This is a genomic window from Actinopolyspora biskrensis (assembly GCF_013408175.1).
Lineage (GTDB): Bacteria > Actinomycetota > Actinomycetes > Mycobacteriales > Pseudonocardiaceae > Actinopolyspora > Actinopolyspora biskrensis.
Genome location: NZ_JACBYW010000008.1, coordinates 1 through 25,522, shown reverse-complemented (window position 1 = coordinate 25,522; position 25,522 = coordinate 1). Strand labels below are relative to the sequence as shown.

Here is a 25,522-nt window from a genome sequence, read left to right as displayed (position 1 = left end):
TTCAATCGCGATCACCGGTCCTCGCTCTACCGTGGGCTTCACTGCACCCAATCCGGAAGGCACGCACATGCACGACACGGACCTCGACCACGCCCGGATCGCGGAAGCCACGAACCTGATCGACCCCGTCTTCCGCGACACACCGCAGTACTTCGACGAGCAACTCCGCGCCGCGCTCGGCAGACGAGTGCTCGTCAAGATCGAAACCCTGAACCCGCTGCGCAGCTTCAAGGGACGCGGCGTGGACCTGCTTGCCCGCGAGTTCGAACCGGGCACCCACCTGGTGTGCGAGTCCACCGGCAACTTCGGGCAGGCCGTCGGCTACGCGGCGGCCAGGCACGGCCTCAGCGCGGAGGTGTTCGTCCCTGCGGACACCAGCCCGGTGAAACTGGACAGAATGACCTCCCTCGGCGTGCGTGTTCACGAGGTCGGTGACGGCCGCGCCGAGCAAGCCGCCCGCGAGTACGCCGCCACCCACACCAATAGCGTCTTCGTCGAGGACGGTCAGCATCCGCGCATCTCGGAGGGTGCGGGCACCATCGGCGTGGAGCTGCTCGCCGAGGCGATCGACACTGTGGTGCTGCCGGTCGGTGACGGCGCGCTGATCACCGGCGTCGCCCGGTGGATCAAGGAGCACGCCCCACGCACCCGAGTCATCGGAGTGTGCGCCGAAGGCGCGGCGAGTATGGCCGACAGCTGGCGAGCCGGCCGAGTGCTGCCGACCGAACGCGCGGACACCTTCGCGGAGGGCGTCGCGATCAACTCACCCGTCCCGGAATCGCTCGACCGCATGCGCCTGCTGGTCGACGACATGGTGGTCGTCGACGACGCCGACATGCTCGCGGCGATGCGCACCGCACTGGAAACCCTCGGGGTGCTGCCGGAACCCGCAGGCGCGGCCGGTATCGCCGCCATCGCCACCCACGACCTACCGGGCGACGTCCTGGCCACCGCCATCACCGGGGCCAACGTCTCCCCGGCCCTGTTCGACACCGTGCTGACCACCGGATGAGCGCTCGCGATATCCACAACCGATGCACCCGCGACCGTTCCGGCCCCGACAGCGGAGAAGACAGCCGAAATGAACACGGTCCTGGTGATCGGCGTCGGCGACACGGAGGCACGCACTCCTTGTCGCCCCGGCACAGCGCACATACCGTGGGTAGCAGGTCCTGGTCTCAGCTGCGGTTTTCGGCATCACCCACGCCTCCTGGATTCTGATGTCGGGCGAGGTCAGGATCGCGGTTCCGGTGGTCGTCTCCACGACCGTCCTGGGAGGACTGCTGGCGGTCGTCTACGTCGTGGCGGGGCACAACGTGCTTCCCGCGATCGTGGCGCACACGCTCGTCAACATCGTGATCGAGCCGTGGCTGGTCCTGGCGGCCGTTTCCGGGATGTTTCCGGGAACCGGCAGAACAAGATGAGTTGTCCTCGACCGCAGCCGAAGCTCCGAACCAACGGAGATCGTCCACACGCGCAGGTATTCGGCACCGTACAAGCGCGCAGCTCCGCCGAGCCGGACCAACGCTGCCGGGTCCACCTCCACGAACGGGCACACCAGGACGACGATCTCGCCTATCGAGCACCGGCGCTCGCCCCGGCCGCGGTAGGCAAACGCGGGGCGACATCACCGGTTCGGGCGTGTTCAGCTCAGTCCGAGGGCCGGGGCGAGTTCGTGCAGCGCGGGGAGCGGGTCGGCAGCGGGATTCTCGCCGAGGACCTGGATCACCACGTGGTCGGCTCCGGCCTCCAGGTGCTGCTTCACCTGCGCGGCGACCTTCTCGGCGTCACCCATGGCGACCATGCCTTCGGCCAGCTTGTCCGAGCCGCCGACGACCAGGTCGGACTCGTCGAACCCCTGCCGCAGCCATGAGTTCTGGTAGTTCGGCAGCTGCGAGTACATGTGCAGGTGCTGGTGCGCACGCCGCAGACCGGTCTCCCGGTCCGTGGTCAGCGCTACGGCCTGCTCACTGACCACCCACTTGTCGGGACCGAGCCGCTCCCGGGTGTGCGCGGTGTGCTCCGGGGTCACCAGGTACGGGTGCGCCCCGTCGGCGGCGGTACCGGACAGCTCGATCATCTTCGGTCCGAGCGCGGCCAGCAGCCGAGCCGGGCGCGCAGCGCCCGGTTCGATCTCGGCCGGTACCGCGTCCATGGTCTCCAGATACCGCCGCATGGTGCTCAGCGGCCGGGAGTAGGACCCGGCGTAGCTGCGCTCCACCAGCGGGGCATGACTGACACCCAGCCCGAGCACGAAACGGCCCGGGTGCAGCGCGGCGAGCGTGCGGGAACCGGACTCGCTGGCCGGGGCGCTGCGGGCGTGGATGTTGGCGATGCCGGTGCCGACCACCAACCGTTCGGTGCCGTCCAACAGCGCGGCGGCCTGGGTGAAGGTCTCCTTGCCGCCGGCTTCGCCGTAGAACAGCGAAGCGTAGCCGAGCCGCTCGACCTCACGGGCACGGGTGATCACATCGCCGATCGACCACTGGTCGCTGGTCCACCAGACACCGAAACGGGAGCTGAAGTCGATTGTGGCCATGTCTCCGAGGCTACCTGCACATGACGGACATCCATCCGAGCAACACGACACGGCCTCCCGTGGATGCATGTTCGCTGCGCTCCGGTCCCCGGCCGGTGAATCACCTGCTCGCGCTCATGACGAAGACGCCGTAGTACTCCACTGACGATGATCCCGTCGATGGTCACGCACGGGTGAAGTGCAGGCCGACCACACCGTTCGCCAGCGCGGTGACACCGGCCGTCGTGAAACGGGCGTCCACCCCGTCGGGGAACAGGCGCAGCCCGCCGCCGACCAGCACGGGGACCATGAACAGCCGCAGATCGTCGAGGAGGTCCAGGCGCAGCAGCTCGGCGATGACGCTGGCGCTGTTGGCCACCAACACGTCGCGTCCCTGTAGCTCGCGCAGCGTCTCGACCTCGGCGGCGAGATCGCGAGCGATGCGCGAGTTCTCCCACGGCGCCTCGGTCAGGGTGCGCGAGACCACCACTTTCTCGGTGACGTCGAGCCAGCGGCCCAGCTCGCGAGTGCGCGGGTCGGTGTTCTCGTAGCGGGTGATGCCGGGCCAGACGGAGTGGAAGCCCTCGTAATCGGTACGTCCGAGCAGGAGCGTGTCAGCACCGCGCCAGATCCCTTCGAAGTGCTCGGCGGTCTGCGGATGCGTCGCTTGCTCGTGCAGCCAGGTGTCGCCGACCGGACAGTTCGGGCCGCTGGTGTAGCCGTCGAGGCTCACCCCTGCCCAAGCGACGATGCGACGTGATCTCCCCGTAGTGACCCCCTGCTCATTCCTGCCTCCCGGTGCTCGCCGGTGCCGCGCCCGTCGCGGTCCGCCCGTGGTCGATCATGACTGCTGTTTCCGGGAACCGGAAGGACGAACGCCCCATCGAGCGCAGGTGATTCTCCGGAGTCGTCAGCGGAGACCGAGCACGCGCTTGCCGCGCCGAGCCAGCATCGCCGCGAAACAGCGCCGTTCGTCCTCGTCCACCTGGAACTCGTTCGCGTCCATTCCCACCAGCCAGGTCGAGCCGCGGCACTGATCGGCAGGCAGCGTGTGGTCTTCGTCGACCAGGGCGATCGCGTACAACCGCTCGGAACCGGCGTGATCCTGAGCCCACTGGACGACCTCGAGCACGTCGGCTCCCGCGGCGTCGTACGTGTCGGTGGACCACGACGCCGACGGCGCGTCGCCACCTGCGAAGAAGCAGACGCGGAACCTCGGTTGGTGCTGCTCCCAACCGTTGTCGCGTTCGTCCGCCGCGCCCGCGATGCGCACGGTGCGATGGCTAAGCGCCAGGCAGGATTTGACCTTCCCCTCGGGACAGGGCGCAGTGTCGACTCGTCGGGCAACGGGCCCGAGAACGACGAGGAGGAGTTCGTGGCCAGGCTGAGCGTCGGTGAGTTCGCGCGGGAGTGTCGGGCCTGCCCCCGAAGGCGTTGCGCCTGTACGACGAGCTGGGGCTGCTGCCGCCCGCGCACGTCGAGGCCGGAGCACCGGACAACGTCTCGTGCGTGGTCTCCGATGTGCTCACCCACCGTGAGCACCCGGTGACAAGGCGTCGCCCCTGATCCCGGGACCACCGGAACTCGCAGGCGGGGCAGCGTCTGTCCGCATCCGGATCCGTCACCGTGACCAATAGCTCCGACGCCGAAGAGCGTGGCACCGCGAGGACAACGGCCCCCTCGCACGCTCCACACCGAAAAGGGACGGTTCCGTTCCTGGTCAGATTCTCTCTTCTTTGCTGGTCGGGTGTGTTCGTCGAGTCGTTACCTTCGATGTTTTGTTGATGTTTTATTTCATTCAATACTGAAAACACAGTATTTACGAAATAATAAGTACGTGTCCGACCTCTCCCGCCCCGAGGCACCCCAGCAGTGATCTCCTGCCTCCGGGGAGGATCGGCTAGCATGTCGGAATGCGGCGCACAGTGCGGATCCTCCTGGACGATCCGTCCGATCCGGAAGTCGCGGGCTTCCTCGAAGAACACCTCGCCGACGTGGAACGCACCTCCCCACCCGACAGCAGGCACGCCCTCGACATCGCGGGGCTGCTGCGCCCCGACATCACCTTCTGGACCGCGCGGGCCGGTGCTGAGCTGCTCGGCTGCGGAGCACTCAAAGAGCTCGACCACCGGCACGGTGAGATCAAGTCGATGCGCAGCTCACAGCGGCACGCTCGCACGGGAGTGGCAACCCGTCTCCTGCGACACCTCATCGACACGGCACGGGAGCGCGGCTACCACCGGCTCAGCCTCGAAACCGGATCGGCGGAGTTCTTCCGCCCCGCACGGGCGTTGTACCTCAAGCACGGCTTCGAGCACTGCGCCCCCTTCGGGGACTACGCGCAGGATCCGAACAGCGTGTACATGACGCTGGTGCTCTGATCAGCTGCCGGAGAACCTCCCCGCAGCCCCCGGAAGGCTTGGTTCGCCGGTTACTGCGAACGGCCGCGAAGCAACGAGGGCGTGTGATCGTCATCGCCCACTGGGGCTTAAAGTGGTTTCATGTATCTGGAGAACCTGATCATCGACACCGTCGAGCCACAGCGGCTGGGCCAGTTCTGGGAAGCGGTGGTCGGTGGTGAGCGGCTCACCGACGAGCCGGATATCTTCGAGACCCGGCTCACCATCGAGGGAGGGCCGGTGCTGGACTTGTGCTTCCCGGGGGTGGCTTCCGAACCACCCTCCGAGTCGCCGCGGCTCCACATCGACCTCCTCGGCGGAGCCGACCAGGCCGACGAGGTCGATCGGCTGCTCGGGCTGGGCGCGCGGCACCTGGACATCGGCCAGGGAGAGGTGCCCTGGGTGGTGCTCGCCGATCCGGAGGGCAATCCCTGCTGCGTGCTGGAGGAACGGGCAGCGCACGTCGACACCGGCCCGATCGCGGCGTTCCCGCTCGCCTCCGCCGACCCGGACCGCGACGGGAAGTTCTGGTCCTGGCTTTCCGGCTGGACCGACGTGCCCGGGGTCGCGCCCCGGACGTTGCGGCACCCCTCGCTGCGAGGCCCCTTCCTCGAACTGTGCCCTGCGTCGGCATCCGCGGGCACGGCCAAGAACCGGATGCACCTCGACATCCGACTTGAGACCGGAGACGATCCCGACGAGGTCGCGGCAGGCATCGCCGAGCGCGGCGGACGCGAGCTCCACCCCGACTGGGGCGAGCTGCCGTGGCGGGTCTATACCGATCCGTCGGGCAACGAGCTGTGCGTGCTGCCGGCCCGCTCGTGAGACCCGGTCGTGCACGTTCAACTGTGGCTTCCACCCCGGCACCGGCCGTACCACGGCTGAGGAGGGCGAGCGCCCCGCGGCACTCCTTCAGGGACCTGTGCTCCCGAAGCTGTCCCGAGTCACGGAGTGGACGGAAGCGACTGGCCACTGCCCTGGGGCTGAGACCGCGGGTCCACGGGCCCCGCCGGCGGGTGATCTCGTCCTCGAGCGCTCGCAGCGTGCGCGGTTCGGGCAGCGGATCCAGCGGCGGCACGGTGGTCCACGACTCGCCCCGAGGCCGTGTGGTCCTTGCTCCGTCGGCCGGAGGAGCCCCGTCGCGGGCTCAGCCGCTGCCCGGGAACTCCCGCAGCGCCGATTCGATCCGGCGCCGGACGGTCTCAGCCGGGGCGGAGGTACGCAGCACACCGATCACGACGTCGTTCTCCGACTCCCCCGCTCCCCCGGAGGCCCCGCTCGGTTCGCGGTCCACGATCCCGGCGTCGTCGAGAGCCGCGCGCAACGCGCCGTGCGCGTCGATCTCTCCCCCGCTTTTCAACCAGCGACGCAGCACGTGGTTGTGGGTGGCGACGACGGTCGCCGCCGTGACCGACGCCCGCAGATCGGCGTTCGGCCCGTCCGCGTAGCACCGCCGCAGGTACCGCGCGAAAACCCGCTGATAGCGGTCGATGCTGACGATCTCGCGGTCCCGGAGTGAGGACACCTGCCGTGTCAGTTCGAAGCGTTTGAGCGAGATCTCCGGTTCGGCCAGGTAGGTTTCCAGCACGGTCTCCGCCGCGCGGCACACCACCCGCATCGGGGACGCGTCCGCGTCGGACCGTTCGAGTTCCTCGACCACTTCGGCGAGGCGTTCGTCGTGATCGGGAAACACCACTTCTTCCTTGGAGCGGAAGTACCGGAAGAAGGTGCGCCGCCCGACTCCCACGCCCTCGACGATGTCCTCCACGGTGGTGGCGTCGTAGCCCTTGCTCGCGAACAGATCCAGAGCCGCCACGGCCAGGGCGCTGCGCAGCCTGCGCCGCCCTCCCTCGGTGCGCCCGGCCCGTGACCTGGATCCGTTGGAGTTTCCCTCGGGCATGGCCCGCAATGTAACAGGCCACGATTGCTGTTGGCACGCAGTGCCGTTAGCATCACTTCATATTGCGCCAAATGGCACCGAATGCCAAAGCGCGTCTTGGGAACCATTCCGCGGGCCCGGACACCCCGCGGACCACTCCGCGACTCAGGAGGAAATCTCGTGGAATCGAGCTTCGACACCTACCAGCTCTCCGAGGAGCACGAAGCGCTCCGGGACGCGGTGCGCTCCCTCGCGGAGAAGGAGATCGCACCTCACGCGGCCGAGTGCGACGAGCAGGAACGCTACCCACGAGAAGCGTTCGAGGCCCTGGCGAAGTCCGGGTTCGCGGGAGTGCACGTACCGGAGGCCTACGGCGGGCAGGGGGCCGACTCGGTAGCCACGTGCATCGTCATCGAGGAAGTGGCACGGGTGTGCGCCTCCTCCTCGCTGATCCCCGCGGTGAACAAGCTCGGCACGGTGCCGATCCTGCTGTCCGCCTCGGAGGACCTGAAGAACAAGGTGCTGCCCTCCATCGCGGCCGGGGAGTGCACGGCCTCCTACGCGCTGTCGGAACGTGAGGCCGGCTCGGACGCTGCCTCGATGAAGACCAGGGCACACCGCGACGGCGACACCTGGGTGCTCAACGGAACCAAGTGCTGGATCACCAACGGCGGCGAGTCCAGCTGGTACACGGTCATGGCCGTGACCGATCCCGAGAAGGGCCCCAACGGGATCAGCGCGTTCGTGGTGCACGCCGACGACCCGGGATTCGAGGTCGGCGGCAAGGAGAAGAAGCTCGGCATCAAGGGCTCCCCCACGGCCGAGATCCACTTCAACGACTGCACCATCCCCGCCGACCGGATCATCGGTGAGCCGGGCACTGGCTTCAAGACGGCCCTGCGCACGCTCGATCACACTCGTCCGACCATCGGGGCCCAGGCCCTGGGAATCGCCCAGGGCGCGCTCGACTCCGCGGTGAGCTACGTCAAGGAACGCAAGCAGTTCGGCCAGGCGGTCGCCGATTTCCAGGGCGTGCAGTTCATGCTCGCCGACATGGCGATGAAGATCGAGGCGGCGCGGCACATGATCTACGTGTCGGCGGCTCGTGCCGAACGCGAGGAGGGCAATCTGGGCTTCATCTCGGCCGCGGCCAAGTGCTACGCCTCGGACGTGGCCATGGAGGTCACCACCAACGCCGTGCAGCTGTTCGGCGGCGCGGGCTACACCCGCGACTTCCCCGTGGAGCGGATGATGCGGGACGCCAAGATCACCCAGATCTACGAGGGAACCAACCAGATCCAACGCATGGTCATGGCCCGCTCCCTGCTCAAGTGAGGTCCGCGGATCCGGAGGGGACCGCCGCGTCCGCGCCGGTCCCTTCCGGATCCCGGAAGCCGGATCCGCTCCTGCCGGGCGGCGCTCCCGGGCTCGACGTCACTGTCCGCACTGGACGTCGACGAAGTCGTTGACCCCGTCGTAGCCGCGGCGCAGCGCCCATCCCCACCCCCACCGGTCCCAGCAGGAGAACTCCCCAGTGGAGGTGGTGAACCTGGCGCGCACCTCCTGGGACCAGAACCGCTCCAGCGCGCCGAACTCCAGAACGACCCAGTCCCCCAGCCTCTCCGGCGGCAGCTGTTCACCGGCTCCGCGCAAATCCCTGCCCGTGGGCCGGTAACGGCTCCACCCGCTTCGCGCCCCGGGCAGCAGCGCGAAACCGTACAGCAGCCCACGCAGCTCCCCCACGGCGCAGTCCACACCGGCGTGTCGCCAACGATCGAGTATCAGCACCTCGGTCGGCAAACCGCCGGAGGCAGGTCCGAAACCGCCCATCACATCTCCCGCGTGCGCTGCGACGACAGTGCAGGATCCGAGTATGCGCCCGGCGAGAGCGGCTCGCACTGCCGTTCTCGCCGCCCCGCGAGCGGTCCGGTGGGAACTTTTCGGGAACGCATCCGCTGCGGTGTTTCGTTACCGTCGAACCACCGGACTCACTCATCGGTCGCACCACACATCGGACGGGAGCTCCGTGGTCGAGCAACGGGATCCACCGCGCGGACGGGCAACCTCGCTGAGCAGAGCCAGCGGCGCCATGGCCCTGGCCACGATGGTGAGCAGGATCAGCGGGCTGTTCGCGAAACTGCTGCTGGTGTGGGTGCTGGGACTGGGAGTGATCAACGACTCCTACACCGTGGCCAACACGCTGCCGACCGTCGTCAACGAGCTGCTGCTCGGTGGGGTTCTCACCAGTGTGGCGGTTCCCCTGCTCGTCAGCGCGCGGCGCAACAGCGAGGAGGAGGGGGAGGCCTACGCCCAGTGGATGATCACCATGGGCGTGGTGCTGCTGGGGGTCGCGACGGTGTTGGCCGTGCTCGCCGCTCCGCTGCTCACCGAGCTCTACCTCGGCCCGCACACCCGGGCCAACCGCGAGCTGACCACCGCGTTCGCCTTCCTGCTGCTTCCCGGAATCGTCTTCTACGGGATGTCGGCCATGCTGATGGCGATCCTCAACGTCCGCCAGGTTTTCGGCCCGCCCGCCTGGGCACCGGTCATGAACAACGTGGTCATCACGGCCGCGGTGCTGCTGTACACCGCTGTTCCGGGGCAGATCACGCTGGACCCGGTGCGCATGAGCCAGCCGAAGCTCCTCGTGCTCGGGCTGGGGACGATGCTCGGAATCGCCGCGCAGAGCGCGGTCATGATGCTCTCGCTGCGCCGCACCGGTTTCCGCTTCCGCTGGCGCTGGGGCTGGGACCGGCGGCTGTCCGAGTTCGGCGCCCTCGCGGGCTGGGTGGTGCTCTACACGCTGGTCAGCCAGATCGGCATGATCGTGACCATCCGCGTCGCGGGGCAGGGCACCCCGGGCAGCGTGGCGACCTTCCACTACGCGTGGCTGCTCTCGCAGGTGCCCTACGGGGTGCTGGGCGTTTCCCTGCTGCAAGCGCTCATGCCCAGGATCAGCAGGTCCGCCGACCAGGGCGACACCGAGTCCTTCGTCCACGACGTCGGTCTGGGGGCACGGCTGAGCGCGATGCTGCTGATGCCCGTGAGCGCGCTCATGCTCACCGGAGGTTCGGCCATCGGCGTGGCCTTCTTCTCGCTCGGCCAGGGCACCATCGGGGCCGCCGACAGGCTGGGGGTGACCCTGGGGGTGGCCGCGGCGGGAATCGTGCCCTTCGCGATCACCATGCTGCAGCTGCGGGCCTTCTACGCGATGAAGGACGCCCGCACCCCGATGCTGATCAACGTGGGCATGGTCGCCTTCCGCGCCGTCCTGTGCTACGCGCTGCTGATGGTGCTCGACCCCCGGGACCTGGTCATCGGGGTGACGCTGGCCATGTCCTTGAGCTTTCTCGTCGGCGCCGTGGTGGGGCAGGTCTGGTTGCACGCGCGGCTGGGCAGTGCGCAGACCCGCGAGACCCTCGTCGGGATCGGCTGGGCACTGCTGGCCACGGCGGCGGGATGCCTCGGCGCGGCCCTGGCGCTCCGTCCCGCGGCAGGCGTGCTGGCCGGGCTCGGCGAGATCGCGGGGGCCTGGGGGGATCTCACGATCCGCGCCGCGCTGGTGCTCGGCATCGGTTTCGGCCTGATGCTGCTGCTGCCGATCCCCGAGATGGCGATGGCCCGGACCCGGCTGCGGCGGGTGCTGGACCGACTCCGCGGGACGTGAGGACGGAGGTCGACGGCTTCCCGCCCCCGGGCGTCCGGCCGGTCCGGTCGCGGGCCGGGATCACCCCCGGACCCGCGTCCGTTCCGCACGCAGTCGTTCGAGTTCGGGAAAGTCCGGAAGCCCGTCCAACGGGGCGCCCACGGCCCAGGAGAGCACGGTGTCCGCCAGGGCGGGGTTCCGCGCCAGCACCGGCCCGTGCAGGTAGGTGCACACCACCCTGCCGGTGACTCCGCCCTCCACGCCGTCGGCGCCGTTGCCGGTGCCGTGCAGCACCCGGCCCAGTGGCCGCGCGTCGTCGCCCACTTCGCTGCGCCCCAGGTGGTTCTCGAAGCCCGTGAGCACTCCGATCCCGGGCAGCTCGGAACGAGTTCCCAGCTCGCCGATCGCCCTGTCCGCGCCCGGCCGGGTTTCGATGTCGACGAGGCCGAGTCCCGCGTGGTGCTTCCCGTCCCCCGTGGTGAACCTGGTTCCCAGCACCTGCAGCCCGCCGCACACCCCCAGCACGGCGGTCCCCGAGTCGACGGCACGCCGCAACCCGTTCCCACGTCTCAGGAAGCTGACGGCGGCTTGTTGCGCGACGTCCTCTCCCCCGCCCAGCAGGTAGATGTCGCACGACTCGGGAAGGGACTCCGCCGAGGAGAGCACGGTCACGATCTCCGCGCGATAACCACGCCAGCGCAGCCGCTGCGCGAGCACGAGGGCGTTGCCCCTGTCCCCGTAGGTGCCGAGCAGATCGGGCACCACGAGCGCGATGCGGACTGTCGACTCGTCGGTCAGTGGCGCTTCGGTCATTGGCGCTGCCTTTTCGCGAACAGGTCACGGAATGCGGTGTAGTTGGCGATGACCTCGGCGGGCTGGTCCGATCCGGTGATCGACGCGCTGTGCAGCGCCTGCTGCACGTCGGAGGTGACCTCGCAGGGCACTTCGGCGTAGCGCAGCCGCACGGCGAGGTCCAGCGCGCGTTCCCCGGTGACCAGAACGGTTCGCCCGGCCAGTCGTTCGAAGTCGATGTCCCACAGCCAGGAGACGTCGTGCCCGTCGGCTTCCCTGCTGTTGACGACCAGCACCAGTGGACGGGTGTTGTCCGCGACCAGGTCGAGCATCTCGAGCCAGCTGGCCGGGTTCTTCGCCAGCAGCAGCCGCACCGTGCGTCCGGCGAGCACCGTGTGCTCGTAGCGGCCGTTGGCCTCCTGCACGGCGCGGACACGTTCCAGCGCCGCCCGGGGCGCTACGTCGAGAGCCGTGCTCGCCGCCAGCGCGAAGGTGGCGTTGACCCGGTTTATCTGACCGGGCAGCGGCAGGGAGAGCTCCTCGTGAGACCCGTCCGGAGCGATCAGTCCCGTGTCGTCCACCGTCCAGTCGGGGCGGGGGCGGCGCAGCCCGCACACGCACTTCCACTCGCCGTCGACCTCCTCGAGGAAGGCCCCGCAGCGGGGGCAGTTGAGCGCGTCGTGCTTCCAGCGGCAGCCCCCGGACACCCAGACGACGTCCGGGTGGTCGAAAGCCGCTGAGACGATGTTCGGGTCGTCGGCATTGGCGATCACCCGGCTGCGGGGGGCCTTCGCGAGTGCCTGCCGAATGCTGGCCTCGACGCTGCGTATCTCGCCCACCCGGTCGAGTTGGTCCCTGCTGAGGTTCAGCAGCAGCAGCACCGCGGGCTGGAACCGTTCGGTCAGCTGGGCCAGGTGCAGCTCGTCGACCTCCAGGGCCGCGAAGTCCGCGCGGGGGCGCGTCATCAACGCCGCCACGTGGCCGTCGAGCATGTTGGCCCCCGTGGCGTTGCTGACCGCCTCCCCCGCCGCGCGCAGCGTCTCGGCCACCATGTGCGTGGTCGTCGTCTTCCCGTTGGTCCCGGTGATCACCACGACGCGCTTGTCGGAGACGAGTTCGCCCAGTAGCTCCGGCTGCAGTGCCAGGGCCACCCTGCCGCCGATGATGCCTCCACTGCCCAGGCCCAGTCTTTTGGAGGTGTTCGTGGCCAGCCTGCCCGCGAACAGGGCCAGACCGGTACGCAGCCGGTGGAGCGTGGCCCGGCCGGTTTCCGGACCGCGCGGTGGCACGATTCGCCAACGCTGTCCGGAGGGCCTTGAACACGACTCGCCGCCGTGGTGCTGCCCCCCGCGCGCACCCTGCCGGGTCGTGTCCGTCATCGTCCGGTCCCCTCCTCAGCGAAGCGGGCGTTGTGCGACCCCCCGGAACGAGTCGGGCGGCGACTGCCCGGAGGCTTTCCTCGGGCCGTCCCCGTCGGGGCGGTTCGCCGCCGACCGGATCAGCAGGCGCCGCACTCCCAGGACTCCCGCCAGCGTCGTGCCGGCCACGACGGCGGCCGTTCCGACCCATTCCCTCGGTGTGGTGATCAGTTGCGCTGTGTCGGCAACGGAGATCAAATGTTCTGCGACCATGATTCCTCGCGTCGTTTCAGTGTAATGGATGCGATGTTTTTTCGCCGGACACGAACGAATCCGCAAAATTTTCACATCGGAGCCACGGGGTTTTCGATCACGACACCGCCCCGCTCCGATTTCCACCCCACAGGACTACCCGGAATCAGCGTCTGCCATGTGAAACCGAACACGAAAAAACTTGTATCGCCCGAAAGAACGAGCCGCAAATCATTTACCACTGTGCGTCACGCGAATGTGTACCGAATTCAGGGAACCACAGTTGTTCTCGACTTGACGTGGAAAGTCAACACACTTTCGAGTAAAACCACAACCACACTCAGTGAAATCGCTGGTACAGCGGTCAAGAGCTCGATCGAGTCCGCCACCCGGACCTCACTTGACGTGCGGACACCGCTGCCACACGCTGAGACATCCGGCTGCCGGAAGCGGAAAACGAAGGCAAGGGGTTTCCTCGCCCGCTCGCCGCACCCTCTCGCGAGGAGGGGAACGGAATGGAAAGTGTCGTGTTGATTCTGCTGTCCAGCTTCGTCGTTCTCGGAATCCTGTGGACGGCGTGGGATCTCCACATCGACCGGCGAAGACGACGCAGACAGTGAGACGAGCCGCGCGGAAGAAAAGCCGGGGACCACGCGACGGAAGTCGGACGCGTTCGGGAGAACGCACGTGGTGTCACTCCGGCTTCCGCCGGCCGGCACTCCTTCCGATGCACCGGCCATCCGTCCGGCTCCCGGCGCTCCGGGACAGCGGCGCGGAAATCGGACGAGTTCCCCTGGTTCCCTCCCCGGTGGGAGAACGGGCGAACAGACCCGTGTTCAACGCGGGGCCGCCCGCCGGACGGGATCGTCCTCCAACGCGGCACGGTCCCAGTTCCCGCACTCGGCAGCCGCCTCGTAGGTGGCCCGCAGAAAACCGAGCAGCACGGCCTCCGGGTCCCGCGCCCGGCGCACACCGTCGTACGGCAGCAGGAACTCGCCGTTCTCGAAGTACGCCGCGTCCGGAAGCACCGGGTACTCGGCGAATCCCTCGGGCTGCGGATAGGCGTAGGAGTAGAACGCGCCCTCGGCACCGCCTCCCGGCCAGAACCCGCAGCTGCTGAGTTCGTGCGAGTACCCCTCGACCATCACCCAGTCGCCGCAGTTGGGCACCCCTCCGGGGTGGCGCGGGGCGGTCCTGCCGGAGAAGCGGGTCACGGCCAGATCCATCGCCCCCCAGAACAGGTGAACCGGGCTGACCTTGCCGATGAACCCCGAACGGAACTCCTCGAAAACGCGCTGGACACAGCACAGCTGCTCCCAGAACAGCCGGGCGTGCTCGGGTTCGTAGCAGGAGTGCTCCTCGTCCTGCTCGAACGGGATCGCCCTGGTGACCTCGGTGGGTTTGGTCCGGATCGTGACCGGCAGCCCCAGCTGGTCCAACAGCAGCATCGTCTCGCGGTGGAACTCGGCCACCGGTTTCGGTTCGAGCTTCACCGCGCGCTGCTCACCGCTGCTGGAACGGATCGCCAACCGGTGGTCGGTGAAGTCGAACTCCATGTCCAGCGTCCGACCGCTGTGCGACATGGCCGCCGTGGTCAGCCCGCGGGCCGAGACGTACAGCGGGACCTGCCACCAGTGGTTGATCATCGGGTTCAGGGCCAGTTTCATCTTGCCCACCAGCTGCAACCACATGTGCAGGGTGTCGCGGGTGTCCGCCCAGTCGGACACCCGAAGAGCGGGCCACTGCTCGACCCGGAGCTCGGATCCGGTCGTCATCGACTACCTCCCCCGATGAGCGAGCGTTCGCGGAGCTTGGTTCGCTTGGGTGTTCCGCGGGGGAACCTCAGCCGGGGTGTCTCGCTGCGGGATCCCCGACATCGGGTAGCCACCTGCACAACGTCGGGGCCGTCCTCGCGAGACCCGCGCCTGAGAACTCCCGGCGGTCGCTTGCCCGCGCAGGAGGTCGGAGGGCGGAACCGAAAGCTCGTCACGAGGGTTCTCCCGTGGGCGGTGGGGTGAAGGTGATCTCCTCCTCCGGTCCGGGAACCCTGAGGGTGGGCAGGGTCTGCTCGATCTCCGCGCGGGAGGGCTCCAGCCACGGCGGCAGTTTCAGCGCCCTGCCCAGCTCCATCAGCGGTTCGTCGACCGTGAACCCGGGGGGATCGGTGGCGATCTCGAACAGCACCCCACCGGGCTCGCGGAAGTAGATCGAGTGGAAGTAGCGCCTGTCCAGCACGGGGGTCACATCCAGTCCCCGATCGAGCAGGGTGTTGCGCCAGTCGACCTGTTCGGACTCGTCGGGAGTGCGCCACGCGATGTGGTGCACCGTACCGGCCGCGACCATCCCCAGCGGGGCTTCCGGGCTGCACAGCACGTCCACCAGCGCCCCCGACCCCTCGGTCCCCGCGGCGAAGCGGAAACGGGCCCCGGACTCCTCGACGAGCCGGAAACCGAGCGTTTCGGTCAACAGTTCGGCCGTGTGCTCGTGCCCGATCTCGGTGACCGTGACGGAGTGCAACCCCCGGATCGCGTACTCGGGCGGTATGGCCCCCTCCTCCCAGGGTCCGCGCGGATCGGCCATCGGATGTCCGACCAGCTCGATCAGCAGGCCGTCCGGATCGGCCACCCGCAGCGTTTCCTCGCTGGCGCGGGTGGCCGGTGTCCCGACGTTGACCTCCAGCCCGTCCAGGTGCCGGTGCCACCACCCCAACGAGTTCTGCGGCACCGAGAAGGCCACCGCCGTGGTCTGTCCGGCTCCGCGACGCCCGCTGGGCGCCCCCGGCCAGGGGAAGAACGTGATCAGCGTGCCGGGTTGTCCCGACTCGCCCCCGAAGTACAGGTGGTAGGTGTCCGGGGCGTCGAAGTTGACGGTCCGCTTGACCAACCGGAGCCCGAGAGCCGTGCGGTAGAAATCCGCGTTGCGCTGCGGGTCCGTGGCGATCGCCGTCACGTGGTGCAAACCGGTGGGCGTGCTCGGCATGCTTTCGGCCTCCCTCGCTGGCCGCCCGTCACGGCCGTCGACCAACCGGCGGGACGACTGGCTGCCGGAACCATCGTCCGACATCCGCGGTCGTTTCGCAGTTCACGACCGGGCGGTCGGGGAGGCACCTGCCTCACAGCCCGCCCGCTCCGGGACGGCGCATCATGCCCCAGGTTCGCGGACCGTCGTCGGGGATCTCCACATCCGCGACGACCTCGAAACCGAACCGGCGGTAGATCCGCACGTTGCGTTCCCGCGAGGTCTCCAGATAAACGGGCACCCCGGCGTGCTCGGCCTCCGCGACGCCGGGACGGATCACGGCCCCTGCCAGCCCGGCGCCCTGGCTGCCGGGGTCGACCCCCACCGTGCCGAGGAACCACACGGGTTCCTCCGGCCGGTGCGGGTTCAGGGCGGCTTCGGCCCGCTCGGACTGCGCCAGCCGGTCCCCGGACAGTTCGGCGAACCGCGGCGCCAGCTCGACGAAGACCTCGCCGATGCCGGTGCTGTCCGGGGTGGTCCACACGGAAACCGCCTCACGGCCCGGTGTGACCCATACCCGCCCGCACTCCAGACCGATGCGGGAGACGAACAGGCGCTGGAACTCGGCCAGCCGCTCCTCGTGGGCATCGGCCGCGATCACGTGCCTCGTCCAGGGGTAGTCCACGAACGCGCGGCGCAGCGTGCGCACGGCGGGTTCGACGTCCTCCGCGGTCGCGGGGCGGGCCGACGCGGCGGGCTCGGGCAATGCGGACCTCCCGGGGGCGAGCGACAACGACGACCCCGAGACTATCCGGACACGGCTTCCCGCGGCACCGAGCCGGCCCGCTCCGCGGAACCGTCCGCCGCCCGCGGGGAAACGCGCGGCCGGGAGTCACTGCCGCACGGGCTCGCGTTCGCGCTGCGGCACGACCGTGTAGTACGGGTCGCGGGCCGTTTCGCGCCCGGCTTCGAAGACACCGTAGCGGGTCGCCACCGAGGCGGCGGTTCCGCTCAGCCCGGCCATCCAGGCGGCCACTCGGCTGCGCCCGGCGAACAGCGCGGCACCGGGGCAGACGGCCGACAGCGCACGAGCCGCCCGCAGCACCTTCCCCGGCCTGCCCGTGCGGTAGGCCTCGGCGATCCTGCCGGCCCGCCGTTCCATCAACCGGCCGAGAACCAGCTCCCCCGCCGCCCCGATCACGGCCATGCGTCGCGCGGGCGCCGCCTGGGACCGCGGCACCAGCGCCGTGCCCAGTGCTCCCGCGCCGAGCATCGCGCTGGAGGCGAACACGAACGGCAGCTCGCGATACACCTCGTGCCAACCGGGCACGGCCGTGTCCGCGAGCAGCACCGCGGTGTAGGTGGTCATCCCCGGCGCCAGCACGGCCGAGCCCCCCGCGGCCAGCCGCGCGGGCAGCTGGGCTATCCCGCCGATCTCCGCGACGGCGACGGCACCGGTCAGCCCGGAGAACGGCGCGAGGATCCACGAGCCCACGCTCAGCGGGGAGGTCGGTTTGAACACGCGCAGCATGTTCAGGAAACGGGCGGGGCGTCCGAGATCGTGGATGAGCGCCGCCACGCTCGCGGTCGAACCGACCGCCGCGCACAGGCGCCCCACGCGCCGCAGCTTCCCGTTCCCGCTCGCGTCGGCCAGCACACCCATGATCGCAGAGGCCCCGGACATGCCGCCGAGGTAGAGATAGGCGGGCACGTCCGGCACCTTCCAGGTCGGCTCCTTGATGACGGGGTTGCCGTAGTAGGACCGGAAGGGTTCCCTGCCCGAGTCGTTCCCGGACGGTTCGTCCCGCCGGCCCGTGTTCGCGGACTCCGCGCGGTTCCCGTCGGCGCTCACCTGCCACCTCCCAGAAAACAGCCCGCTATGGTCGCCGCGACGGCCCCGGCGGCCGCGGCCGCGTACTTGGCCATCGCGGGCAGGTCCCTGGTCGTCACCACGGGGTCCGGAGGCAGGCCGTAGACCTCCGGATCGTCCAGCAGCAGGAAGAAGGCCCCGTCCCCGCCGACCCCGTCCCGCGGATCGTGACCGTAGAGCCTGGCCTCGGTGACGCCCTGCTCGTGTAGCTGCTCGACCCGCTGCTCGGCACGTTCCCGCAGCTCGTCCAGGGGTCCGTACTGGATGGACTCGGTCGGGCAGGCCTTGGCGCAGGCCGGTGTCATCCCCTCCCCCAGCCGGTCCTGGCACAGGGTGCACTTGGACGCGCCACCGGTGTCGGGGCGCATGTCGATCACCCCGTAGGGGCAGGCGGGAACGCAGTAGCCGCACCCGTTGCACACATCGTCCTGCACCACCACGGTGCCGTGCTCGCTGCGGAACAGCGCCCCGGTCGGGCACACGTCCAGGCAGGCCGCGTGGGTGCAGTGCTTGCACACGTCGGAGGACATCAGCCAGCGCACCTCGGTGGCGTCACCCGCCTCCTGCTGCGGGGCGGGCTCGGGCGCCCCCATGCCGGGCATGCCGATGTCCACCCTGGAGCGGGTGCTGGGGTCGATGCGCTGCTCGACGAAGGCCACGTGCCGCCAGGTGTCGGCGCCGAGGTCGCCGGTGTTGTCGTAGGACATCCCGGTCAGGTTGAGGCCGTCCTCCGGAAGGAGGTTCCACTCCTTGCAGGCCACCTCGCAGGCCTTGCACCCGATGCACACGCTGGTGTCGGTGAAGAAACCGGACCGCTGCGGGTGTTCGGGAGGATATCCCGCCTCCTGGCTGGGGTCGGGCAGCGGGCCGCTGAGCCGGTTCCCGGTGTCAGGACTCATTCGTCGTTCGCTCTCCCTTCGCCGTGCCCGTCCGCGTCCGACCGCGGATGCGGCGTGCCCTCGACGGGGTCCACCCCTGTTCGCTCGGTGATCCCCGCTCTGCTCCGGTAGTCGTCGATCAGTCGGCGAAGATCCGCGCCGTGGGGACGCCTGCCCGGTCGGACGTCGCACGTGCCCGCCTTGGTCTCCATGATGTGCACGTTCGGGTCCAGCGCCACGCCGAGCAGCTCGTTGGCCGCGTCGCCCGTGGTCAGCCCGTTCGGTCCCCAGTGCCACGGGATGCCGATCTGGTGCAGGGTGGTGCCGCCGACGCGCAGCGGCATCATGCGCTGGGTGATCAGCACTCTGGCCTCGATCGCGGCGCGCGCCGTGATCACGGTCGCCCACCCCAGGTGCCGCAGCTGCCGCTCCGCTGCGAGCTCGGGGGACAGTTCCACGAACATCGCCGGGGCCAGTTCGCTCAGGTGCGGCAACCAGCGGCTCATCCCGCCCGCGGTGTGGTGTTCGGTGAGCCGGAAGGTGGTGAACACGTAGGGGAACACCGCGGAACCGGTCTCGGTCCCGCTCGGGTGGTAGGGGTTCTCCGGACGCGGGTAGACCTGCCGGGCCGGGTTGCGCTGCACACCGTAGAAGGCGTTGGACAGCGGGGACTCCTGCGGTTCGTAGTGCGCGGGAAGCGGCCCGTCCAGCAGCCCCGTCGGCGCGTACAGCCAGGCCCGGCCGTCGCTCTGCATGACGAACGGTTCGCTTCCGCGCAGCGCTTCCGGCCCCGACGCCTCCGGGTCCGGTTCGTGGTCGGGTGGCTTGCCCGCGTCGAAGTCGGGGACGTCGTGCCCGGTCCAGCACCCCTGTTCGGGGTCCCACCACACGTAGGCCTTGCGCGCGCTCCAGGGGTTGCCCTCCGGGTCCGCCGAGGCCCGATTGTAGATGATGCGCCGGTTCGCCGGCCACGCCCAGCCCCATTCCAGCGCGGTCCAGGACTGCTCCGCGCCGGGTTTGCGCCGCGCGGCCTGGTTGACCTCCTCGGCGTACACACCGCAGTAGATCCAGCACCCGCAGCGTGTGGACCCGTCGGAGCGCAGCTGGGTGTAGGCGGTCAGCGCGGTGTCCGCGGCGTCGGTGCCGTTGATCTCGCGGAGCACGGCTGCCGCGTCGGGTTCGACGATCTCGCCCTCGGTGGGATAGTCCCAGGTCAGCTCCAGGAGCTGACGATCGCGCTCCCGCTGCTCGGCGGTTCGTTCACCCTGCCGTTCGCGGAGCTTGCTCCGGATCCGCATGCCGAGGTGGTAGTAGAACCACAGGTCGCTGCGCTGGTCGTGCTCCGGCTCCACCGCCTTGTGGTGCCACTGCAGCATGCGCTGGGTGTTGGTGAAGGTGCCGTCCTTCTCGGTGTGGGCGGCGGCGGGCAGGAAGAACACCTCGGTTCCGATGTCCTCCGGTCGCGTCTCCCCGTTCTCCACCTCGGGGCCGTCCTTCCAGAAGGTGGCGGTTTCGATCATGTTCAGATCGCGCACCACCAGCCAGTCCAGATTGGCCAGTCCCATCCGCTGCTGGTGGGAGTTGGCCGTGCCCACGGCCGGGTTCTCCCCGATGACGAAGTAGCCGCGCACCTTCCCGTCGATCTGGTCCATCACGGTGCGGAAGTTGCCGTGATCGCCGGTCAACCTGGGCAGCCGGTCGAAGCAGAAGTCGTTGTCGGCAGTGGCGTGTTCGCCCCACCAGGCCTTGAGCAGGCTGACCAGGTAGCTGCGCATGTTGCCCCAGTACCCCTTGGCCGCGCTGTCGGCGGCGACGAAGGTGTCCAGGTTGAGGTTCCGGTGCGCCTGCGGCATCGGGATGTAGCCGGGCAGCAGGTCGAACAGCGTGGGGATGTCGGTCGACCCCTGGATGCTGGCGTGCCCCCGGAGCGCGAGGATGCCTCCGCCCGGTCGGCCGATGTTGCCGAGCAGCAGCTGCAGGATCGAGGCGGCACGGATGTACTGCACGCCCAGGGTGTGGTGGGTCCAGCCGACGGCGTAGGCGAAGGCCGAGGTGCGTTCGGGCCCGGAGTTGGCCACCAGGGCCTCGGCGACCTCGCGGAAGCGACCCGGCTCCACCCCGCAGGCCTGCTCCACGAACTCCGGTGTGTAGCGGGCGAAGTGGCGCTTGAGGATCTGGAACACGCAGCGGGGGTGGTTCAGCGTCGGGTCGGTTTCCGGGATGCCGCGGTAGACCGGACCACCGGATCCCGCCCGTTCCGGTCCTCCCGTCGGGGTCTCCCGCCCCGAGGGGTGTTCGGGGCCCTGCTCGCCGAACAGCTCGTCCCACCGGTCGCGTTCGCCCGCCGAGGCGTTGACCCGCGAGCCCTCGTAGTGCCAGCTGGTGGTGTCGTAGCCGCCTTCCGCGAAGCCGGAGAACAGCCCGTCCAGGTCCTCGGTGTCGACGAACTCCTCACCGACGATCATCGGCGCGTTGGTGTAGTTGACCACGTAGTCGCGGAAGTAGTGCTCGCCGGACAGCACGTGGTTGATCAGCCCGCCCAGGAAGGCGACGTCGCTACCCGCGCGGAGCGGCACGAAGGCGTCGGCCATGGCCGAGGTCCTGGTGAACCTGGGGTCGACGTGGATGATCTTGGCACCGCGGCGCTTGGCCTCCATCACCCACTGGAACCCGACCGGGTGAGCCTCGGCCATGTTGGATCCCTGGATCACGATGCAGTCGGAGTTCCGCAGGTCCTGCTGGAAGGTTGTGGCCCCTCCCCGGCCGAAGGAGGTTCCCAGACCGGGAACCGTGGAGGAGTGTCAAATGCGGGCCTGGTTCTCGATCTGGATGGCGCCGAGGGCGGTGTAGAGCTTCTTCATGAGGTAGTTTTCCTCATTGTCCAGCGTCGCCCCGCCCAGGCTCGCGATTCCCGTGGTGCGGTTCAGCCTGGTGCCGTCCTCGGTCGACGACTCCCAGGTCTCGTCGCGGGTGCGGATCACCCGCTCGGCGATCATGTCCAGCGCCGTGTCCAGGTCGAGGTCCTCCCAGTCGGTGCCGTGGGGACGCCGGTAGCGCACCCTGGCCTGCCTGCTCGGGGAAGTGACCAGGGAGCGGCTCGCCGCTCCCTTCGGGCAGAGCCTGCCCCGGCTGACCGGGGAGTCGGGGTCGCCCTCGATCTGGCTGACCGCGCCGTCCCGGACGTAGATCCGCTGGGCGCAGCCGACCGCGCAGTACGGGCAGATAGAGCCGACCACCGAGTCGGCCTCGGAGGTCCGCGCGCGTTCGGAGTCGGTGCGCTCGGAGCGGGCCGCGTGCCCGCGGCCGAGCGAGTCCGCGCCCGTGAGCTGACGTATCACCGGCCAGCGCAGCCATTCCCGCATCCGCTGCTCACCCCCGTCGGCGCGTTCACGGGCAATGCTGCGTGCCCGCGCCAGCCGGTGCAACCGCGACACGCTCTGCCCCTCGGGCCGCGCGGCCACCGCCACCCGGTCGAGCGTGTCCGCGATCACTGTTCAGTGGATTGTTCGAAGCCCGCACACGGCACGTGTGCGGTGCGATACGTTGCCCGCCGGGCACGTGATCACGCCCGCGGGCGAGACCGTGACACGATCGAGTGAGCACAGGGGGAAGTGTGGCGAACGAGGAGAACGGACAGTCCAGCTCGGACGGACCGAACGCGGACGGCCAGGGCGGGCTGGACGCAGCGGACCAGGCGGCAATGGACGCCGCGACGCAGATGCCGGACGGGCCCGTGCTGGGCGGACTCGCCGAAGTGGCGACCGACATCGCGCGCATCAGCGACCGCGCGAACACCAAGGCCGAGCTGGCCCAGTCGCTGAGCAGCAACACGCGCATGGTCGTCGACCCCGAGGAGGTCGACGACCTCGCGAAGTTCTTCGAGGAGAAGGCAGAGGAAATAGAAAGTAAAGCACTTAGCTATCAAGATCTGGCCTTGGTCCCCCCTCCAGGAACTGATCCGACCAGCAACGGAGCTGCCAAGATTCATGGGCAGGTCGCATCTGGTGAGGAACAGTCTTTCTTTCCAAACTATATGAAGCTCGCGCAGGTATTCAAAGACACAGCTGAGAGCTTGCGCTCCAGCGCCAAGCAGACCCGCACCGATGACGAGAACGCCGCCGACAGTTTCAACCGGGGAGCTCAGAATGCGTAAGACCGTCACCACCGGTATTTCCCTGTTCGCGGGGCTCCTGCTGCTGGCAGGCTGCGGCGGCCAGACCGACCAATCGGCACAGGACACCACCAACACGGAAACAATCAGCTCTACCAACACAAATAGCACCTCAGAGGCGGATTTTCCGAAACGCACCGCCCCCGCCAAATCCATCACCATGGAGGATCACTGCTCCATCATCACCGAACAAAAAGCAAGCAAACTCGGAGTTGATCAGCCCCCAGAAGAGAGTTCATCCAAAGGCAGGACAGGATGCCACTACAGAAAAGGCGAGCCAGGCACCCGTTCAGGGTGGGCCGTTTTTGTCGGACTAGATCCTGACACAACGACAAAAAAGTTCGCCTCGAAACGATCTGGAGATATCCAATCTATAGACGGATACCCAGTATTTCAAACAAAGAAGCCATACGGTTGTGTGATATCAGCCGACTTGTCGGACAAAGGATCTCTGTTTGTAAACGGAGCAGGGCGCGACTTGACAAATAAAGCAAATAATCCACACTGTAAATTTTTTAGCAAGTTCGCCAAAAGCGCAATCGAGAACCTTCCCAACGCCTGAGAGGAATGAACGATGGGAGACAGACGCACACTGCCGCCGTCCAACTACGATGGAGCACAGCTGGATCAGATGCGTTCCTGGACCAACGGTGGAACGGGGTCCGGTCCACTCCAAGAAAAAGCGGAATTGTGGCGTTCTGCAGAGAAGTACATGCGTGACCTCGCCACTCAGATCAAGGACAGGCTGAAGAAGGCCGGGGCCGTGACCGAGTCCAAGGGCGACGAGGCCATGCAGAACGCCATGTCTCCGGTGGTGCTGTGGACCGAGGTGGCGGCCGACAACGCCCTGGCCGAGGCGGAGCGGATGGAGGAGCAGGCCCAGTCGTTCAGCAGGGTGCAGTCCTCCGTCCCCGCCGGCTCGGAGGAGAAGCCGGTCCCGGAGGAGAACTTCTTCGGCAAGGCCTGGGCCGGGCTCACCGGCGGCAAAACCGACAACGAGCAGGCGCTGACGCACAACGAGAAGCTGCGTCAGGACGCGGTCACCGCCTTCAAGTCCTATGACGGCGCCTCGCAGACCACGATCAGCGCCACCCCGACTTTCACCGCTCCCCCGGCCGGTGGTGTCGACACCGGAACGCGGTCCGGCTCGAACCCCGAGGTCGGCGGCATGGGGTCGGGCTCCGGTTCGGGCGGAACCGGCACTGCCGCGGGCACCCGCAGTTCCTGGTCCGGCAGTCTCGATCCGAGCGGAACCGGCACCGGCTCGGGCTCCGGCTCACCCGGACAGTCGGCGGGCAGGCCCGGCGCGGGCACCACTTCCCCGGCGGGCAGTCACTCCGTCTGGCAGCGCCCGCCCGCGAACGAGACCCCCGGCTACCGCCAGGGCGGCACCCCCGGAGGTTCCCAGGGGCCCGGGCGCGGCGCAGGCAGCAACGGTGTCGTGGGTGGCACCGGGCGCGCCCCCGGCAGCCGGATCCCGGTGCGCGGCCTCGGCTCCGGCGCGGGCGGTGGAGCGGGCTCCGGTGTCGGGCGCGGTGCCGGTTCGGGAGCCGGTCGCGGCTTCGGTCCCGGTGGGCAGTCCGGTGTCGGTCGCCCCTCGACAGCCACCACCTCCGCGGGCGGCGCTGCCGCTTCGGGATCCGGAGGCGGCCGCGGTGGCGCGGCGGGCGCCCCACGCGGCGGTGGTCAGCAGGGCGAGGAGGACGAAGAGCACGAGACGCCGAGCTACCTCGTCGGCGACTACGGCTACTTCGACGGTGATCTGCCGCGCGTGGCCCCGCCGGTGATCGGCGAGTAATCGCCCCCGGCGAGCCAACGCGTTCCACACGCACGGCCGAACACGGCGCCGGGAACGCTCCCGGCGCCACGTATCCCGCGGAGACCATGAACATCGAACTTTCCGAACAGGCCTTCCACCTCGCCTGGCAGCACTTCCGGCTCGGCACGAAGCCGCTCCTGCTGAACGTCCTCCCGGAGGGCATCACCGAACAAGAACGGCGCGACACCGAGCAGCGGGCCGAACAGGAGCTGCGTCGGCTCGGCTTCGGCGACCGGGACGCCGAGGACGACATCTCCGGGGTGTTCTTCCCGCTGAACCACTACCGGAACTCCTTCGACCTGGTGTACCGCTACCTGACCGAGGAGGGCGAGCACCGGCGGACCGCGCTGGCCGCCGTCGGCCCGGGCAGCGCCGCGCTGGCCGTGCGGGAGGACGGTGTGGTGCGGATGCGCCAGCTGCGTTCCGACGACGCACCGCACCGAGCCGTCGTGGGGGTGCTCTCCGGGCTGACCCCCGGACCGGGCAAGGCGGTGTCGGTGCCGAGCGAGCAGCTCGACGGCGCCGCTGCCGAGGCGGGCGACTCCGACCGGGCGATGCGCGAGGCGCTGCTGCGCCGGGGGGTGCGCCGGGACGACGCGAGCGCGCTGGTCGGCATGGCCGGCGGCGAACGCGTGGGCTACGCCCAGTTCGGAGCGGCGCGGATGGACCAGCGCGGAAACCGCTTCCGCTCGGGCATGGTCAGCAACTGCTTCGCCACCACCGAGGGCTGGTACCTGATGGAGGAAACCCGCCGCAGCGGCCAGGCCTGGACCACCTTCGCGCCGATCGACCACAGCCGTATGACCGAGCGCGTGCGCGATCTGACCAGGGCCATCGTACCCGAGTGATCCTTCCGGGAAGTCGTTGCCGGGCGTGCTCCCAGTTTTAGGGGTGCTTTCAGAATGCGGGGTGTTTGCGGGCGAGGATCATGCAGTGGGCGAGTTGGAGGAGGGCTTGGTGCATGTCGTCGCGGGTTTCCCAC

The 25,522-nt window shown here is 68.8% G+C and carries 24 protein-coding genes and 2 pseudogenes; 11 read left to right on the top strand and 15 right to left on the bottom strand.

All coding sequences use genetic code 11. The annotated features are described in order from the left end of the window. Positions 1-67 precede the first annotated feature (67 nt). Entirely contained in the window at positions 68-1,012 is a 945-nt protein-coding gene (locus FHR84_RS19085) for a threonine ammonia-lyase (protein ID WP_179536919.1), read from the top strand. Positions 1,013-1,172: 160 nt separating this feature from the next. Next, the gene (locus tag FHR84_RS19080) at positions 1,173-1,424 is read left to right on the top strand and encodes a CPBP family glutamic-type intramembrane protease (RefSeq protein ID WP_281361422.1); all 252 of its coding nucleotides are present in this window, start codon (positions 1,173-1,175) and stop codon (positions 1,422-1,424) included. Between the two features lie 221 nt (positions 1,425-1,645). Here FHR84_RS19080 and FHR84_RS19075 read toward each other — a convergent pair whose 3' ends face one another. The 3 genes from FHR84_RS19075 to FHR84_RS19065 form a co-directional block, all read right to left on the bottom strand. Continuing rightward, entirely contained in the window at positions 1,646-2,539 is an 894-nt protein-coding gene (locus tag FHR84_RS19075) for an LLM class F420-dependent oxidoreductase (protein ID WP_179536918.1), read from the bottom strand. Between the two features lie 163 nt (positions 2,540-2,702). After that, entirely contained in the window at positions 2,703-3,269 is a 567-nt protein-coding gene (locus tag FHR84_RS19070) for a dihydrofolate reductase family protein (RefSeq protein ID WP_343075347.1), read from the bottom strand. Between the two features lie 159 nt (positions 3,270-3,428). Beyond that, on the bottom strand, positions 3,429-3,791 hold the full coding sequence (locus tag FHR84_RS19065) for a hypothetical protein (RefSeq protein ID WP_179536916.1): 363 nt from the start codon (positions 3,789-3,791) through the stop codon (positions 3,429-3,431). 102 nt (positions 3,792-3,893) lie between these two features. Between FHR84_RS19065 and FHR84_RS23540 the strand changes: the two are divergent. The 3 genes and pseudogenes from FHR84_RS23540 to FHR84_RS19050 form a co-directional block, all read left to right on the top strand. Then, positions 3,894-4,000: pseudogene (locus FHR84_RS23540) on the top strand (MerR family DNA-binding transcriptional regulator); the annotation flags it as partial. 431 nt (positions 4,001-4,431) lie between these two features. Beyond that, the gene (locus FHR84_RS19055) at positions 4,432-4,899 is read left to right on the top strand and encodes a GNAT family N-acetyltransferase (RefSeq protein ID WP_218863400.1); all 468 of its coding nucleotides are present in this window, start codon (positions 4,432-4,434) and stop codon (positions 4,897-4,899) included. A gap of 120 nt (positions 4,900-5,019) precedes the next feature. Further along, entirely contained in the window at positions 5,020-5,742 is a 723-nt protein-coding gene (locus tag FHR84_RS19050; protein WP_179536915.1) for a VOC family protein, read from the top strand. A 322-nt stretch (positions 5,743-6,064) separates the two neighbouring features. Here the strand turns inward: FHR84_RS19050 and FHR84_RS19045 are convergent, their stop codons facing one another. Continuing rightward, entirely contained in the window at positions 6,065-6,817 is a 753-nt protein-coding gene (locus FHR84_RS19045; protein ID WP_179536914.1) for a TetR family transcriptional regulator, read from the bottom strand. A gap of 159 nt (positions 6,818-6,976) precedes the next feature. On the opposite strand from FHR84_RS19045, the gene FHR84_RS19040 reads away from it, so the two are divergent. After that, positions 6,977-8,131, top strand: coding sequence for an acyl-CoA dehydrogenase family protein (locus FHR84_RS19040; protein ID WP_179536913.1), 1,155 nt, complete (start codon positions 6,977-6,979; stop codon positions 8,129-8,131). Between the two features lie 99 nt (positions 8,132-8,230). On the opposite strand, the gene FHR84_RS19035 is transcribed toward FHR84_RS19040, so the two are convergent. Further along, a complete protein-coding gene (locus FHR84_RS19035; protein WP_179536912.1) occupies positions 8,231-8,626 on the bottom strand; it encodes a hypothetical protein in 396 nt (131 codons plus the stop codon). 196 nt (positions 8,627-8,822) lie between these two features. Here FHR84_RS19035 and murJ point away from each other — a divergent pair, with 196 nt between their 5' ends. Next, positions 8,823-10,463, top strand: coding sequence for a lipid II flippase MurJ (gene murJ, locus FHR84_RS19030; protein WP_179536911.1), 1,641 nt, complete (start codon positions 8,823-8,825; stop codon positions 10,461-10,463). Between the two features lie 60 nt (positions 10,464-10,523). Here murJ and FHR84_RS19025 read toward each other — a convergent pair whose 3' ends face one another. The 9 genes from FHR84_RS19025 to fdh form a co-directional block, all read right to left on the bottom strand. Beyond that, positions 10,524-11,255, bottom strand: coding sequence for a type 1 glutamine amidotransferase (locus FHR84_RS19025; protein ID WP_179536910.1), 732 nt, complete (start codon positions 11,253-11,255; stop codon positions 10,524-10,526). Then, on the bottom strand, positions 11,252-12,613 hold the full coding sequence (locus tag FHR84_RS19020; RefSeq protein WP_179536909.1) for a MurT ligase domain-containing protein: 1,362 nt from the start codon (positions 12,611-12,613) through the stop codon (positions 11,252-11,254). The genes FHR84_RS19025 and FHR84_RS19020 overlap by 4 nt, the downstream gene beginning before the upstream one ends. A gap of 15 nt (positions 12,614-12,628) precedes the next feature. Further along, positions 12,629-12,865, bottom strand: coding sequence for a hypothetical protein (locus tag FHR84_RS19015; RefSeq protein ID WP_179536908.1), 237 nt, complete (start codon positions 12,863-12,865; stop codon positions 12,629-12,631). An 815-nt stretch (positions 12,866-13,680) separates the two neighbouring features. Continuing rightward, a complete protein-coding gene (locus tag FHR84_RS19010; RefSeq protein ID WP_179536907.1) occupies positions 13,681-14,619 on the bottom strand; it encodes a DUF5996 family protein in 939 nt (312 codons plus the stop codon). 211 nt (positions 14,620-14,830) lie between these two features. Next, positions 14,831-15,823, bottom strand: coding sequence for a ring-cleaving dioxygenase (locus FHR84_RS19005; protein WP_179536906.1), 993 nt, complete (start codon positions 15,821-15,823; stop codon positions 14,831-14,833). A gap of 133 nt (positions 15,824-15,956) precedes the next feature. Further along, on the bottom strand, positions 15,957-16,568 hold the full coding sequence (locus FHR84_RS19000; protein ID WP_179536905.1) for a GNAT family N-acetyltransferase: 612 nt from the start codon (positions 16,566-16,568) through the stop codon (positions 15,957-15,959). 126 nt (positions 16,569-16,694) lie between these two features. Beyond that, a complete protein-coding gene (gene nrfD / locus FHR84_RS18995; protein ID WP_179536904.1) occupies positions 16,695-17,654 on the bottom strand; it encodes an NrfD/PsrC family molybdoenzyme membrane anchor subunit in 960 nt (319 codons plus the stop codon). Then, complete coding sequence (locus FHR84_RS18990) at positions 17,651-18,571, bottom strand: 4Fe-4S dicluster domain-containing protein (protein WP_179536903.1); 921 nt, start codon at positions 18,569-18,571, stop codon at positions 17,651-17,653. The genes nrfD and FHR84_RS18990 overlap by 4 nt, the downstream gene beginning before the upstream one ends. Beyond that, positions 18,568-21,912, bottom strand: coding sequence for a formate dehydrogenase (gene fdh, locus FHR84_RS18985; RefSeq protein ID WP_281361421.1), 3,345 nt, complete (start codon positions 21,910-21,912; stop codon positions 18,568-18,570). The genes FHR84_RS18990 and fdh overlap by 4 nt, the downstream gene beginning before the upstream one ends. 251 nt (positions 21,913-22,163) lie before the next feature. Here fdh and FHR84_RS18975 point away from each other — a divergent pair, with 251 nt between their 5' ends. From FHR84_RS18975 to FHR84_RS18960, 4 genes are all read left to right on the top strand, one after another. After that, positions 22,164-22,703, top strand: coding sequence for a hypothetical protein (locus FHR84_RS18975; protein ID WP_179536901.1), 540 nt, complete (start codon positions 22,164-22,166; stop codon positions 22,701-22,703). Then, positions 22,696-23,283, top strand: a complete 588-nt coding sequence (locus FHR84_RS18970; RefSeq protein WP_179536900.1) for a DUF3558 family protein — start codon at positions 22,696-22,698, stop codon at positions 23,281-23,283. Before FHR84_RS18975 ends, FHR84_RS18970 begins: the two co-directional genes overlap by 8 nt. A 12-nt stretch (positions 23,284-23,295) precedes the next feature. Continuing rightward, positions 23,296-24,519, top strand: coding sequence for a hypothetical protein (locus FHR84_RS18965; RefSeq protein WP_179536899.1), 1,224 nt, complete (start codon positions 23,296-23,298; stop codon positions 24,517-24,519). An 86-nt stretch (positions 24,520-24,605) separates the two neighbouring features. Then, a complete protein-coding gene (locus FHR84_RS18960; RefSeq protein WP_179536898.1) occupies positions 24,606-25,388 on the top strand; it encodes an ESX secretion-associated protein EspG in 783 nt (260 codons plus the stop codon). 49 nt (positions 25,389-25,437) lie between these two features. On the opposite strand, the pseudogene FHR84_RS18955 reads toward FHR84_RS18960, so the two are convergent. Further along, positions 25,438-25,522, bottom strand: a pseudogene (locus FHR84_RS18955) (IS5/IS1182 family transposase); the annotation flags it as partial.

Excerpts from the sequence above, each read along its gene's own strand:
- FHR84_RS19085 (WP_179536919.1), top strand. The coding sequence starts at position 68 with ATGCACGACACGGACCTCGACCACGCCCGGATCGCGGAAGCCACGAAC.
- FHR84_RS19075 (WP_179536918.1), bottom strand. The coding sequence starts at position 2,539 with ATGGCCACAATCGACTTCAGCTCCCGTTTCGGTGTCTGGTGGACCAGC.
- FHR84_RS19055 (WP_218863400.1), top strand. The coding sequence starts at position 4,432 with ATGCGGCGCACAGTGCGGATCCTCCTGGACGATCCGTCCGATCCGGAA.
- FHR84_RS19050 (WP_179536915.1), top strand. The coding sequence starts at position 5,020 with ATGTATCTGGAGAACCTGATCATCGACACCGTCGAGCCACAGCGGCTG.
- FHR84_RS19045 (WP_179536914.1), bottom strand. The coding sequence starts at position 6,817 with ATGCCCGAGGGAAACTCCAACGGATCCAGGTCACGGGCCGGGCGCACC.
- FHR84_RS19035 (WP_179536912.1), bottom strand. The coding sequence starts at position 8,626 with ATGGGCGGTTTCGGACCTGCCTCCGGCGGTTTGCCGACCGAGGTGCTG.
- FHR84_RS19025 (WP_179536910.1), bottom strand. The coding sequence starts at position 11,255 with ATGACCGAAGCGCCACTGACCGACGAGTCGACAGTCCGCATCGCGCTC.
- FHR84_RS19020 (WP_179536909.1), bottom strand. The coding sequence starts at position 12,613 with ATGACGGACACGACCCGGCAGGGTGCGCGCGGGGGGCAGCACCACGGC.
- FHR84_RS19015 (WP_179536908.1), bottom strand. The coding sequence starts at position 12,865 with ATGGTCGCAGAACATTTGATCTCCGTTGCCGACACAGCGCAACTGATC.
- FHR84_RS19010 (WP_179536907.1), bottom strand. The coding sequence starts at position 14,619 with ATGACGACCGGATCCGAGCTCCGGGTCGAGCAGTGGCCCGCTCTTCGG.
- FHR84_RS19005 (WP_179536906.1), bottom strand. The coding sequence starts at position 15,823 with ATGCCGAGCACGCCCACCGGTTTGCACCACGTGACGGCGATCGCCACG.
- FHR84_RS18990 (WP_179536903.1), bottom strand. The coding sequence starts at position 18,571 with ATGAGTCCTGACACCGGGAACCGGCTCAGCGGCCCGCTGCCCGACCCC.
- FHR84_RS18970 (WP_179536900.1), top strand. The coding sequence starts at position 22,696 with ATGCGTAAGACCGTCACCACCGGTATTTCCCTGTTCGCGGGGCTCCTG.
- FHR84_RS18965 (WP_179536899.1), top strand. The coding sequence starts at position 23,296 with ATGGGAGACAGACGCACACTGCCGCCGTCCAACTACGATGGAGCACAG.
- FHR84_RS18960 (WP_179536898.1), top strand. The coding sequence starts at position 24,606 with ATGAACATCGAACTTTCCGAACAGGCCTTCCACCTCGCCTGGCAGCAC.